We start from the raw sequence: 12,865 nt of genomic DNA on the forward strand, positions 1-12,865 counted from the left end.
GGGTTCACTTGCGAAGGAATGGGGTCAGGTCCGGGACACTGCGGGCATATCCGGCTTCGACGTTCAGCGCGGCGTATTCCTTCAGGGCCTCCAGGTCGAGGGCGGTGGTAAAGCGCGTGCGGGAAAAGGCGCGTTGCAGCACGCGCGAGTCCAGCTTCTCGCCGGTCAGTTTGGCGAGCTGGGCGTTTACGGCAGTCTGCGCGGCGGCGGGCGACTTGGTCAGGAACGCCACAGCCTCGTTGTGAGCTTTCAGGAAGGCCGTGACCAGCGCGGGGTTGGCCTGCGCAAACTTCGTGTTCACGATCAGAATGGTGGTGGGGTACTTCCCTTCGCGCCACACCGTCTTTTCGGTACCCACGACCTTGTGGCCCTGGGCTTCGAGGGCCGCGCCCCAGGGTTCAGGCACCAGGGCCGCGTCGGCGCGTTTCCCGGCAAAGGCCGCCACGATGTCGGCGGGTGGAATGGGCACGATGGTGACGTTGCCACCATCTTTTCTGTCCCGCAGGCTGTTGTCTTTCAGGATGTGCCGCAGGCTGATGTCCTGCGTGTTGCCCAGGCTGGGCACCGCCACGACCTTCCCGGCCATGTCCTTGTAGGGCTTGATGCCGCTGTCCTTGCGGGCGACCAGCACCGCGCCGGCCTCGGCGGTGCCGGCCAGGAACTGCACGGGCATTCCGCGCGTGGCGGCGCTGATGGCCGGGCCGGGGCCGATGTAAGCAATATCGATCTGGCCGGCGGCGAAGGCTTCATTCAGGGTGGTGCCGGACACGAACTGCCGGGCGTCCAGCTTGGCGTTGCCCAGCGCCTTCTGAAAAGTGCCGCGTTCCAGGCCAATCAGGGCAGGCGCGTGTGTCAGGTTCGGAAAAAATCCCAGTCGCACGGTCGTCGCGGACTGGGCCTGCGCAGCGGGTGCGAGGGTCAGGGCAAAAGTCAGGAGCAAAGAAGATCGGCGCAGCGTGGCAGTGCAGGTCATGGTCTCCTCTGTGTACTTCGGGGTACTTCGGGTTCAGGGAAAGGGCGGGTTGAGCGGGATGGTGTATCGTGCGGTGTCTGGATATGAGAGAGATGAAAGGACGCCCAGCAGGGGCGCATCCGTTCAGGAAGAAGGTCTTATTTTGCCAGCGAGCGCACCAGGCTCAGGTCGACGAGCTTGCCCAGATCGGGCACGTCGCGCGCGAAGCCGGCTTCCCTGTTCAGTTGCGCGTACTCGGCCAGGGTTTTCAGATTGATGTCCCAGGTAACCCTGGTACGCGACAGGGCCTTGAACAGTTCGGCGGTGTTGGGGCGCTTGCCGGTAAAGGCGTAAATCTGCTCGGCAATGGCTTTCTGCGCGCCGGCGTTGCTGCCTTTGATGTAAGCGATGGCGTTGAGGTGACCTTGCAGGAGTTTCTTAACCGTATCGGGGTTGGCCTGGGCAAACTTGGTGTTCACGACAAGGACGGTAGTGGTGTAATTCCCGCCCTCCCAGATGCCCTTCTCGTTCACGATCAGCTTCGCGCCCTGGCTTTCCATGACGGCGCCCCAGGGTTCCTGCACCAGGGCGGCGTCCACTTGTTTGCTGGCGAAGGCGGCGGGCATGTTGGCCGGATCGATGGGAACGATGCTGACGTTGCCGCCCTCGTCGCTGGCTTTCAGGCCATTCTGGTGCAGCAGGTGGCGCAGGCTGATGTCCTGGGTGCTGCCGCGAGTGGGCACGGCGACTTTCTTGCCTGCCAGTCCTTTCACATTGCGAATGCCGCTGTCCTTACGCCCCACCAGTACCGCGCCCGCGTTGGCGGCTCCGGCGTAAATCTGAATGGGGACGCCGCGCATGAAGGCGTTCATGGCGGGGCCAGGGCCGACGTAAGCGGCGTCGATGGCCCCGGCGGCGAAGGCCTCGTTGATCTGCGAACCGTTGGCAAATTCCTTGACGGTCAGCCGGGTGCCGCCCAGTTCCTTCTGGATCAGGCCGCGTTGCACGCCCACCAGACCGGCGGCGTGGGTCACGTTGGGAAACACGCCCAGACGCAATTCTTTGGTTTGCTGGGCGTGGGCGGCGGGGCTGAGCAGGGCCGTCAGGGCCGCGAGGGTCAGGGGAAGACGCAACTTCATGGCCAGAGCATAACTCAAATAGTTGATAAGATGAGTAATCTACTAGACAAAAGGTGGGCTGTGTTTTTCTGCAGCTTCATAAGTGCGGCCGGTACCAGCGGCGAACGGCTACGTTGAGCGCGCCGCCCGCCGCCGGTCTCGATCTACCTGTGATCAGTCAGCTCTTTAAAAACCCTTCCCTAGCGCCAGCCCAGTGCCGGGGCCACGTGCTTCAGGATGCTTTCGATCAGGTGCGCGTTGTAGTCCACGCCCAGCTGGTTAGGAATGGTCAGGAGCAGGGTATCCGCTTCCGCAATGGCCTCATCCTGCCGGAGTTCCTCGATCAGCACGTCGGGTTCGGCGGCGTAACTGCGCCCGAACACGGCGCTGTAGCGGTCGATGTACCCGAACTGATCGCCGCCTTTCTGACGGCCGAAGTAGGCGTGATCCTGGTCGTTGACCAGCGCAAAAATACTGCGGCTGACCGAGGTGCGCGGCTCGTGCTGGTGCCCTGCTTCCTTCCAGGCGGCGCGGAAGGCCCGCAGCTGCTCGGCCTGCTGAATGTGAAAGGGCTGGCCCGTCTCGTCTTCCTTGAGGGTCGAGCTTTGCAGGTGCATGCCCTTCTGGGCCGCCCAGACCGCCGTGGCGTTGGACGCCGCACCCCACCAGATGCGCTCACGCAGGCCGGCCGAGTGGGGTTCCAGGCGCAACAGTCCCGGCGGGTTGGAGAACATGGGGCGCGGATTGGGCTGAGCAAAGCCCTTCCCTTCCAGCAGATTCAGAAAAACCTCGGTGTGCTGGCGGGCCATGTCAGCGTCACCCTGGCCCTCGGCGGGGGCATACCCGAAGTAACGCCAGCCGTCGACGACCTGTTCGGGTGAGCCGCGGCTGAGGCCGAGTTGCAGACGTCCACCCGAAATCAGGTCGGCGGCCCCGGCGTTCTCGACCATATAAAAGGGGTTCTCGTAGCGCATGTCGATGACCCCGGTGCCGATTTCAATGCGTTTCGTTCTGGCCCCGATGGCGGCCAGCAGGGGAAAGGGAGAGGCGAGCTGCTGGGCAAAGTGGTGAACCCGGAAGTAAGCGCCGTCTGCCCCCAGTTCCTCGGCGGCCACGGCCAGATCGATGGATTGCAGCAACACGTCGCTGGCCGAGCGGGTGCCCGAGTGCGGCGACGGGTTCCAGTGGCCGAAGGAGAGAAAACCGATCCGTTTCATGGCCCCAGCCTAACAATATTGGTTTAAAAAATCAACTGCTTTACTTTTTACCTCTCCTTCCAGTCGGGTGATATTGCCGGGAAGCAGCGATATCACCGCAATTGGGATCAGTTCAATGTCCGGCTGCCCTGGCCCAGCAGCGCTTCGGCCTTGCGGACGTACTCCTGTAAGGTGCCGTGCCAGTCGTCGCTTTCCGGGGTGTGCTCCAGCGCCTGCTGCGCGTGCGCGTAAGCCGCCGCCGGGTCACGAAACCCCTGCTGCGCCATGATGTCCGCCGCCATCTGATGCCCCGTTACCCAGTCGCGGGTGTCCGGCGCGGATTCGCGCACCACCCGCTCGTAGTGATCGAGCGCCTCGTCCAGGTGGTAGTAATCCATGGCAATGCTACCCAGCACCAGACTCGCGGGCACCACCGCGCCGCCAGCCAGGGCCTGCTCGGCCTCCAGCTGCGCCTCGGCCAGGCGGCCCAGGCGGTAGTCGCACTCGGCAATGTCGGCCAGGACTTCGGGCTGGTACGGGTAATCCGCTTCGCCCGCGGCCGCCTCCAGGCGTTCGCGCGCCTCCAGCGGGCGATCCAGGTCGAGCAGCGCCACGCCCAACTCGTGCTGGGCGTACGGACGGTCGGGTTCGGTGGCCAGCGCCAGCGACTCCTCGAAGGCGCGCAGGGCTTCCTCGGGGCGGCCCAGGTGACTGAACACCTGCCCGCGCACCAGCGCCACGCCGTAACTCATGTCGCCGTGGTGGCGTTCCAGGCGGGCCGCCTCCTCGATTTCCCGCAGGGCGTCTTCCGGGTTGCCCTGTTGCAGCAGCGCCTGCGCGTTCAGGTAATGCCAGGTGGCCAGGTTCAGGCCCTCGTCCGGGTCGCGTCCGGTGTACTCGGGGCGGGCGGCGTTCAGGGCCTGGCGCACGGCGTCCAGTTGCCCCAGTTGCAGGAGCAGCGCCGCCTGTTCCTGCAGCATCACGGCGCGGTTGAGGCCACGGGCGTGGTGCGCCGCCTCGCCGTACAGGTGCGCGGCTTCCTGTGTCTGCCCGTTTGCCTCGTGCGAGTCCGCCTGCCACGACCGCAGGCGCCAGCGCAGGTGCTCGGGCACGTCGGTCACGGGCAGAAACACGTCCAGTGCCCCGCTGGCCTGCCCCGACAGCGCCAGGGCCCCCAGCGCGTGATACCGGGCCAGCGGCGGGGCCTCCTCGGTGAGCAGGTCAGCCGGAACCGACACGATGCCCGTCGTGCGGGCCTGAAGCTCGGCGTGCAGGGCCAGGTACAGCGGATCGGCGGCGAGGCTGGCGTCCAGGCCCCGCGCCGCCGCCAGGGAACGCTGCATGTCGGTCACGCCTGCCTCGCCGTACAGGGCGTGCAAACTCGCCTGGTACAGCGCCAGGCGGGCGCGGGTGCGCGGGTCGGCTTCACGCATCGCGGCATCCAGAATGCCGAAAGCCGCGTCGTAATCGTCACCGGCCAGCGCCTCACTCACTTGCTGCCAGGTGGTGTCCACATCAATCATTACCGCCCAGCATACCGGGTTTCCGGTTCACCCCGTCGGGGGTTCAGCCGTTCAGGATGTCCAGCAGATGCGCGTGCAACTGGGTGTTGCTCGCCACGATCATCTCGCCGTGCGGCGTGGGGGTGCCGTGCGCGTCGGTGACGTGGCCCCCGGCTTCCTGCACGATCAACGCCCCGGCGGCCACGTCCCAGCGTTTGACGCCCAGTTCCCAGTAAGCGTCCATGCGGCCGCACGCCACATTGCACAGGTCGAGGGCAGCCGCCCCCGGCCGCCGCACCGGCACACCCAGCCGCAGCAGATTCACGACGTGCGCGAGGTTCCGCTCGCCGGTCAGGTCGTAAGGAAACCCGGTACTGACGAGCGCAGGCGTGGTCAGGCTGGGCGTGCCGCTCACGCGGATGGGCTGCCCGTTCAGGAACGCCCCGCCGCCCCACGTGGCCGTGAACAGTTCGTCGCGCGTGGGGTCGAATACCGCCGCCACCATGCTTTCTTCCCGGAACTCCAGGGCAACGGACGCGCAGAAGACCGGGAACCCGTGTGCGTAATTCACGGTGCCGTCCAGCGGATCGACCACCCAGCGGTAATCGCCCGCGCCCTGCTGCCCGCCCTCCTCGCCCAGCACCGCATGAGACGGAAAAGCGGCGGCAATCACCTCACGGATGGCGCGTTCGGCCAGTCCGTCCACTTCGGTCACCAGGTCGGAGTGGGTGCTTTTAGACGTGACCTGATGCACGCGCCCCAGGTGCTCCAGGTGAATGGCCCCCGCCCGCCGCGCTGCCTGCACCGCCACCTGCAAGGCCTGATCAGGCAGTCCACCCGTGAGGGAAAACGTCATGCGGCCAGTGTAAGGCGCCTTAACGCCGCAGCGTGCGCGGGTCGAGGAGGTGCAGGCGTCCCAGGCCACGCGTGGCCTCGTTGAAGGTGTAGTTGCTGTCGCCGTCGTCGCCGGTGCCTGTCAGGTGTTGCAGGGTCAGGCTGAACGTGCTCAGTTCCTGCCGGGTAGGGGGCGCAGAAGAGACAAGGACGGCCAGCAGGCGGAAGGTTTTGGGGGAGTGGGCAAAATCGGGTTGGCGTGGGCCATATTTCGACTGAACCGCCTGAATGTTCAGCGAGTGCAGGCGGTTCGCCTGGAATATTCCGGCGCTTCGGTTCACCCATGCTCCCGCGTAAGCGCACTGGAAAGGCTTCACGGCCTGCGCAGGCAGCAGGCCCATCAGGTACAGCTCGAAATCACTGTAAGGGACGCTGTTCCCGCCATTCGCCGCCGTACCGAAAGATGCGCCACGCAGGTTCCGTGCCTGGTACAGCTCCGGGCCGATTTTGCGCAGGGTGCGCGAGTCGAACCCGCCCAGTTGACTGCCTGCCCCACAAAACCCGAAGTGACCCGGCTCCGCCGTGGGCAGCAGGTCATTGCCCCAGCCGTGCGCGAATTCGTGAATAAAAGGGATCTTCCAGAACGGGAAGGTGTTCGGGAAATACAGCAGGCCCTGAAGGCGCCGGGTGCCGCCAAAATTCTTCCCGGCATTGAAGGTCGGCACACCGATGCCCTTCACGTCGTTCTTCACGCGCAGGTGATAGCCCTTCACCGGCGTGGATTCGGGTACGCTGCGGCGGTTGGCGGACACCACCATGAAATCCGCCTCGTCTCGGAACTCACGGTAAATCGCCTGGGCCAGCTTCTGCATGGCGGGCGTGCGGCGCGGCCCTTCCAGTTCAGACGGATCGACACCCCGCGCCACGATGAACGGCGCCCCGGCAGGCACGGACAGCGTGGGCTGAGCCAGCGCCCCACCACCAAGCAGCGAAACCGCCAGCGGAAAAACCCGGATCACCGGGCCATGATGCCGCCCGGACGATGAACTTCGGTGAGCTGTCCTTTCCACTTGCCTGGGTTTCCCCATTAAATGGGTTTCCCGATTAAAAATGGGCCGGAGTTTTCTCCGACCCGCTTGCTGTGGTTCACTTGCTGCGAACCGCTTTACCGTTCGCCGCGCAGGTCGGTGACGCGCTTCAGCTTGCCGCCCTCGCTGCGGGGCAGGCTGCCGGGAACGTGCAGTTCCACGTTGACGCTGACACCCACCTGGGCCTTCACGCAACGCTGGATTTCTTTTTTCAGCGCGGCGGATTCGCTTTCGGTCTCCACCTGAAAGGTCAGGTCGTCCATCAGGCCGGTGCGGGTCAGGATCACGTGGTAGTGCGGACTGACCTGGCCCATGCCCAGCAGCACCGCCTCCAGCTGCGTGGGGTACACGTTCACGCCGCGCAGGATGATCAGGTCGTCGCTGCGGCCCCGGATTTGATCCATGCGGCGCATGCTGCGCCCGGTGCTGTTCTCCTCGGGAATCAGGCGCGTGATGTCGCCGGTCCAGTAACGCAAAATGGGCATGGCGGTGCGGGTCATGCTGCTCAAGACCAGTACGCCGTACTCGCCGTCCGGCAGCACCTCGCCCGTTTCCGGGTCGACGATTTCCGGGTAGAAGTGGTCTTCCCACAGGTAACTGCCGTACTGCTCCTGCGCGTCCTCGTTGCTGACGCCGGGGCCGATGACTTCCGAGAGGCCATAGATGTTGGTGGCTTTCAGGCCCAGTTTTTCCTCGATTTCCACGCGGGCCTTGTTAGACCAGGGTTCCGCGCCCAGCACCGCATATTTCAGGCTGATGTCGCCGGGTTTCATGCCGCTTTTCCTGAGGGCCTCGGCCAGCACTAATGCGTAACTGGGCGTGCAGGCGATGATTTCCGGTTCCAGATCCTGAATGAGTTGTACCTGCTTGTCGGTGCCGCCGCCCGAGACCGGGATGGTACACAGGCCCAGGCGTTGCCCGCCGCCGTCGGTGCCCAGCCCGCCGGTAAAGAGGCCGTACCCGTAAGCGTTGTGAAAGACCATGCCGGGCCGCCCGCCGGCGGCGTACAGGCTGCGGGCCACCACCTCGCGGAACACGTTCAGGTCGTTCTCGTCGTAGGCGACCACGGTGGGTTTGCCGGTGGTGCCGCTGCTGGCGTGAATGCGGCGAATGTTCTCCGGGGCGGTGGCGCACAGCTTGGTGGGGTAATTGTCGCGCAGGTCGGTCTTGCGCGTGAAGGGAAAGGCTTTCAGGTCATCCAGGGTTTTCAGGTCGCCAGGTTTCAGGCCCAGTTCAGCGAATTTTCGCTGGTAAAAAGGCACGTTCTCGAACTGGCGGGCCACCATGGCCTGAAGGTGACGCAGTTGATGTTCGCGCAGTTGCGCGACTGGCATGGCTTCACGGTCGGGTTGAAACAAGAAAGAACACCTCCGGTGCAAAGGCCACGGCTGAAACGGGGCAGCGGGCCGGCGCGAATGGGCTGAGATCGTTTCCCAGTGTACGCCCTAACAAACGTTTGGTAGCCAACCTGCATAGCCGGGAAGCGGGCCTGCAGCACAGAGAAATGGCCCCGGATTGAATCACTTCGTAGGCGATTCAATCCGAGCGGAGCGAGTGTGAGCAGTGTGGGTTCCGAGCGTGGATTTGACCTACCGGCGCTTTCCTGGTGGGTCAACGAAACAGACGGAATCCGTACAAAACCCCCACCAGCGTGGGTGGGGGTTTCGGCAAGTCGTCAGGGGTGGCTCTGGCTTTACTTCAGGAGTTTCCAGTCGCCGTTCACGACCTGCACCATCACGCGGCTGCGGGCGTCCAGGCCCAGGTGATCCGTACTGCTGAAGTTGAAGATGCCGTGTGTGCCGATCACGTTCTTCGTGCCCTCGATGGCGTCACGCAGGGCGCTGCGGAATTCGGCCGTGCCGGGCTTGGCCTTCTTGAGGGCGGCGGGAATGGCTTTTTTCAGGATCAGGCTGGCGTCCCACATGTGCCCGCCGAAGCCCGACACGGTGCCTTTGCCGTACTTGGCCTCGTACGAGTTCATGTAGTCCAGGCCGACCTTACGGGTGGGGTTGGTGGCGGGCAACTGGTCGGCGACCAGCACCGGGCCGACCGGCAGGATCGCGCCTTCCACGTCCTTGCCGCCCACGCGCAGGAAGTCGGCGTTGGCCACACCGTGGGTCTGGTAAACCTTGCCCTTGTAGCCGCGGTCGTTCAGGGTCTTCTGCGGCAGCACTGCCGGCACGCCGGAGGCGCCGATCAGCACCGCGTCGGGCTTGGCGGCGACCAGCTTCAGCGCCTGGCCGGTCACACTGGAGTCGCTGCGCCCGTAGCGTTCGTTGACCATGATGCGGATGTTCTTCTGGTCGGCGTACTTCTTGATCTCGTTGTACCAGCCTTCGCCGTAAGCGTCGTTAAAGCCGATGTAGCCCAGGGTTTTTACGCCGTTTTTGGCCATGTGGTCGATGATGGCGGCGGCCATGATGGCGTCGGTCTGCGGGGTCTTGAAGACCCAGGTTTTCTTGGCGTCCACCGGCTTGATGATGCCCTCCGAGGCGGCCAGCGAGATCATGGGCGTTTTGCTTTCGGCGGCCACGTCGATCATGGCCAGTGAAGCGGGCGTGGTGGTGGTGCCCAGGATCAGGTCGACCTTGCTGTCCTGAATGAGTTTGCGGGTGTTGGTGACGGCGGTGGTGGTGTCCGAGGCGTCGTCCAGGATGATGTAAGTGATCTTCTGGCCGCCGATGGTCTGGGGCAGCAGCGCCACGGTGTTTTTCTCGGGAATGCCCAGGCTGGCGGCGGGGCCGGTGCTGGACACGACCACCCCGATGCGCACTTCGGCGTGGGCGAGGGTAGCCAGGGCAAGGGCAGCGGTCATGATTACGCGGGTTTTCAACATGAAAGACCTCCAGTCTCGGGCAGAGACAAATGGGACGTTAAGGTTGGATGAATGGTAGCAAACTCCACCTAACAGGTGTTAGGTCAAATATCACAAGTGCAGACATCCAGGGGCCAAACATCGGCCCATCAGACCTCAAGGCTGGGAGAAGATCTGTGACCGGCCACAGGCGGTGCGCTACACTACTGCCCAGACCCACAACCCATCCCATTGCCAGAGTGCCCACAACGGGCGCGGCCTGCGCCCTCATCTTACGCTTCACGCAACGGAGGACCCCCTGTGACCCCAGCCAACCGTTACTGGCCGCCCCAGAAGCCCAGATCGCTGGTCATTCCGCAGACCGGCCTGATGCACAACCTGACCGTCAGCGCCGAACGTTACCCCCTGAAAACTGCCGTGTGGTTTTACGGCCGCAGCCTGACGTACCGGGAGTTGCGTGAGCAGGCCGGGCGGCTGGCCGGGCACCTGGCCGCGCAGGGCGTCAAGAAAGGCGACCGGGTGGCAGTGTGGCTGCAAAACAGCCCCGCCTGGGTGGTGGCCGCGCACGCCTGCTGGCACCTGGGCGCGGTGGTCGTGCCGCTGGCCCCCATGTTGCAGGCCCGCGAGTTCGGCTTTTTTCTTCAGGACGCCGGGGTGCGCGTCGGCATCGTGGGCGCGGAGCTGTACGAGAAAGCCAAGCAGGGCGGCCTGGGCCACACCGTCGCGGCCAACGTGATGCTGGGCACCGACTTTGAAACCGCCGGCATTCCGCTGCCCGACGGCCTGAATGTGACCCCCACCCTGCAAGCCGGGGACGTGACGCTGGAAGAGGCCCTGCAACACCAGCCCGCGCCGCCAGCGGACGTCTCGGGGGACGACCTGTGCGTCATGCCGTACACCAGCGGCACCACCGGCCTGCCCAAGGGCTGCGTGCACACGCACGGCAGCGTGCAGGCCAACGTGTTCGGCTCGAACGTGTGGGTGAACGGCACGCCCGAGGACGTGTTCCTGGCCGCGCTGCCCTTCTTTCACGTGACAGGTTTCGTGAACAGCCTGCTCTCGCCGCTGGCCGCCGGGGGCAAGATCGTGATCCTGGCCCGCTGGGACAGGGACGCCGCCCGCAAGCTGGTCAGGGAGCACGGCGCGACCGTGTGGACGAACACACCCACCATGATCATCGACCTGATGAGTTCCCCGACCTTCAACCCGGACGACCTGAAAACCCTGCGGCGCGTCACCGGGGGTGGGGCCAGCCTGCCCGAAGCGGTCGGCAAGCGCCTGCTGGACACCACCGGCATCGAGTACATGGAGGGCTACGGCCTCTCGGAGACGATGGCGCAGTCGCACACCAACCCCGAAGGGCGCCAGAAATTCCAGTGCCTGGGCATCCCGCTGTTCAACGTGGACGCCCGCGTGGTCGATGTGGACACGCTGGAGGAAGTACAGCCAGGGCAGAGCGGCGAGATCGTCATTCACGGCCCGCAGGTCATGCAGGGTTACTGGAACCGGCCTGAGGACACCGCCAGGGCCTTCGTGACGCTGGACGGTAAGGCTTTTTTGCGCACGGGTGACCTGGGGTACATGGACGACGAGGGCTATTTCTTCTTCAGTGACCGCCTCAAGCGCATGGTGAACGTCTCGGGCATGAAGGTCTGGCCGGCGGAGGTCGAGAACAAGCTGCACGCACACCCCGCCGTGCAGGAGGCCTGCGTCATCAGCGTGCCCGACGAGCGCACCGGCGAACGCGCCCGCGCCCTGATTGTCCTGAAACCCGGCCACGCCGTGAGCGCCGAGGAGTTGCAGGACTGGGCACGCGGCGAGATGGCGCCCTACAAGGTGCCGCGCGAATACCAGTTCGTCGAGAGCCTGCCACGCAGCCCCACCGGCAAGGTCGCCTGGCGGCCCCTGCAGGACGCTGCCCGCGCCGCCATGTCGTAAGGCTATAGGCACCTGCGCCGGACGCGCGGCGTGTAGCATGAACGGCTGTGACCCCTCCTGTTTCCGTTCCCGTGACCCGCTTCGTGTCGGGCGCGGGAACCCGCGTTTACCGCATCACTGTTCCGGCCTTTCCGCACCTGAAAGTGCACGTGTTTCAGGTGGTGCAGGGGCTGCCCGCCGCGCCCAGTTACGCAGCGCTGGTGGACACCGGCAGCAGCGACCCAAACAGTCAGCAGGCCCTGCAGGCTGGCCTGACGCGCGTTCAGCAGGAATTCGGCGAGCGGGTGGACGGTGCCAGCCTGTCGCGGATCGTCATCACGCATGCCCACCCGGATCATGTGGCGGCGCTGCCCGCCCTGCGGCGCTACACGCCTGCCCCCGTCGCCGCGCACGAACTGGACGCCCCCCTGATCGAGCAGCCGGCGGTCTCCCGCGAGCGTCACCGGGCGATCATCGAGGAGTACCTGCGCTGGGCGGGCATTGAAGGGCCGTTCGCGGAGCGCCTGCGCAAACGCGCCGGGAACCTGATGCTGCCCCGTGGGGTGCCCGTGGATACTCTCCTGCAGGACGGGGACATGCTCGACGGCGTGATGCAGGTGATTCACACGCCCGGTCACGCGCCGGGGCAGGTGTGCCTGCGTGTGGACGATCTGCTGCTCAGCGCCGATCACCTGCTTCCGCTGAACTCGCCGCCGCTGATGTCCCAGAAACTGTATCCCGGCGGGGGCCTGCGCCGTTACCTGGCCTCCCTGGATAAGCTGGACGCCCTGGACGGCGTCACGCTGGCGCTGGGCAGCCACGATCAGGAGATGCACGCCTGGCGCGGCCGCATCCGCACCCTGCGCGAACGCTACGCGCAGAAGCTGGACGCCGCGCGCCAGGCCGCCCGTGAACCCCGCACGCTGGCCGACATCAACGCCCTGCTGAATCCGCGCATGAAAGAAATTCAGGCCGTGCTGCTGCTCGACCAGACCGCCGCGCTGATCGAATACCTGCTCGAAAGCGGCGAGCTGGCAGAAATTCCCACCCAGGGAGCCAGCCTGTTCCAGCTCAACTGATCAGGATTCCCGCCCCTCAGTGAGGGAAGCACGGGCAAGAGTTCAGCAGAGCGAACAGGAACAACCAGCGTCCGGACGTGAGCCCCCCGAGCCTCTGCCGCAGGCGAACAAAACAACCGGGGTGCTTATAAGTACGTCAGTACGTCATTATCAGGCCATGTCTCCCCTTTTGAGTGGCCTGGTCCCATGACCCGTGTTGCCCTGCTTCTGGCCATTTTGCTGCTGGTCATGCTGGGTTACCTGCGCATCATTCCACCGCGCACGGCCTTTCTGATTGCGGCGTTGTTCGGACTGGGAGCACTGCTGGCCTCCCTGATCGTCGGTGGGTTCTGACTGGAAACAGGCGCTGTTCCCGCCTTCAACC

General features: G+C 65.0%; 11 protein-coding genes. 3 read left to right on the forward strand and 8 right to left on the reverse strand.

Annotated elements, in window-relative coordinates:
• Nucleotides 1-4 precede the first annotated feature (4 nt).
• The 8 genes from E5Z01_RS06680 to E5Z01_RS06715 form a co-directional block, all read right to left on the reverse strand.
• Complete coding sequence (locus tag E5Z01_RS06680; RefSeq protein WP_167757805.1) at nucleotides 5-973, reverse strand: ABC transporter substrate-binding protein; 969 nt, start codon at nucleotides 971-973, stop codon at nucleotides 5-7.
• A 137-nt stretch (nucleotides 974-1,110) separates the two neighbouring features.
• Entirely contained in the window at nucleotides 1,111-2,091 is a 981-nt protein-coding gene (locus E5Z01_RS06685) for an ABC transporter substrate-binding protein (RefSeq protein WP_135228657.1), read from the reverse strand.
• A gap of 179 nt (nucleotides 2,092-2,270) precedes the next feature.
• On the reverse strand, nucleotides 2,271-3,287 hold the full coding sequence (locus tag E5Z01_RS06690) for an LLM class flavin-dependent oxidoreductase (protein WP_135228658.1): 1,017 nt from the start codon (nucleotides 3,285-3,287) through the stop codon (nucleotides 2,271-2,273).
• A gap of 107 nt (nucleotides 3,288-3,394) precedes the next feature.
• On the reverse strand, nucleotides 3,395-4,789 hold the full coding sequence (locus E5Z01_RS06695; RefSeq protein WP_119766852.1) for a tetratricopeptide repeat protein: 1,395 nt from the start codon (nucleotides 4,787-4,789) through the stop codon (nucleotides 3,395-3,397).
• A 43-nt stretch (nucleotides 4,790-4,832) separates the two neighbouring features.
• Complete coding sequence (locus E5Z01_RS06700; RefSeq protein ID WP_135228659.1) at nucleotides 4,833-5,624, reverse strand: inositol monophosphatase family protein; 792 nt, start codon at nucleotides 5,622-5,624, stop codon at nucleotides 4,833-4,835.
• 19 nt (nucleotides 5,625-5,643) lie between these two features.
• Nucleotides 5,644-6,621: a hypothetical protein gene (locus E5Z01_RS06705; RefSeq protein WP_135228660.1), complete on the reverse strand. Its 978-nt coding sequence runs from the start codon at nucleotides 6,619-6,621 to the stop codon at nucleotides 5,644-5,646.
• 146 nt (nucleotides 6,622-6,767) lie between these two features.
• Complete coding sequence (paaK, locus tag E5Z01_RS06710) at nucleotides 6,768-8,048, reverse strand: phenylacetate--CoA ligase PaaK (protein ID WP_135228661.1); 1,281 nt, start codon at nucleotides 8,046-8,048, stop codon at nucleotides 6,768-6,770.
• 335 nt (nucleotides 8,049-8,383) lie between these two features.
• Nucleotides 8,384-9,526: an ABC transporter substrate-binding protein gene (locus E5Z01_RS06715; protein ID WP_135228662.1), complete on the reverse strand. Its 1,143-nt coding sequence runs from the start codon at nucleotides 9,524-9,526 to the stop codon at nucleotides 8,384-8,386.
• 279 nt (nucleotides 9,527-9,805) lie between these two features.
• Here E5Z01_RS06715 and E5Z01_RS06720 point away from each other — a divergent pair, with 279 nt between their 5' ends.
• From E5Z01_RS06720 to E5Z01_RS19430, 3 genes are all read left to right on the forward strand, one after another.
• Nucleotides 9,806-11,443 carry a long-chain-fatty-acid--CoA ligase gene (locus E5Z01_RS06720; protein ID WP_135228663.1) on the forward strand — a complete coding sequence of 546 codons (1,638 nt, stop codon included), beginning with the start codon at nucleotides 9,806-9,808 and terminating at the stop codon, nucleotides 11,441-11,443.
• Between the two features lie 47 nt (nucleotides 11,444-11,490).
• Nucleotides 11,491-12,501, forward strand: a complete 1,011-nt coding sequence (locus E5Z01_RS06725; protein ID WP_135228664.1) for an MBL fold metallo-hydrolase — start codon at nucleotides 11,491-11,493, stop codon at nucleotides 12,499-12,501.
• A gap of 186 nt (nucleotides 12,502-12,687) precedes the next feature.
• The gene (locus tag E5Z01_RS19430; RefSeq protein ID WP_167757806.1) at nucleotides 12,688-12,834 is read left to right on the forward strand and encodes a hypothetical protein; all 147 of its coding nucleotides are present in this window, start codon (nucleotides 12,688-12,690) and stop codon (nucleotides 12,832-12,834) included.
• Nucleotides 12,835-12,865: the final 31 nt, after the last annotated feature.

The organism is Deinococcus fonticola, from assembly GCF_004634215.1.
In the GTDB taxonomy this organism is placed as follows: domain Bacteria; phylum Deinococcota; class Deinococci; order Deinococcales; family Deinococcaceae; genus Deinococcus; species Deinococcus fonticola.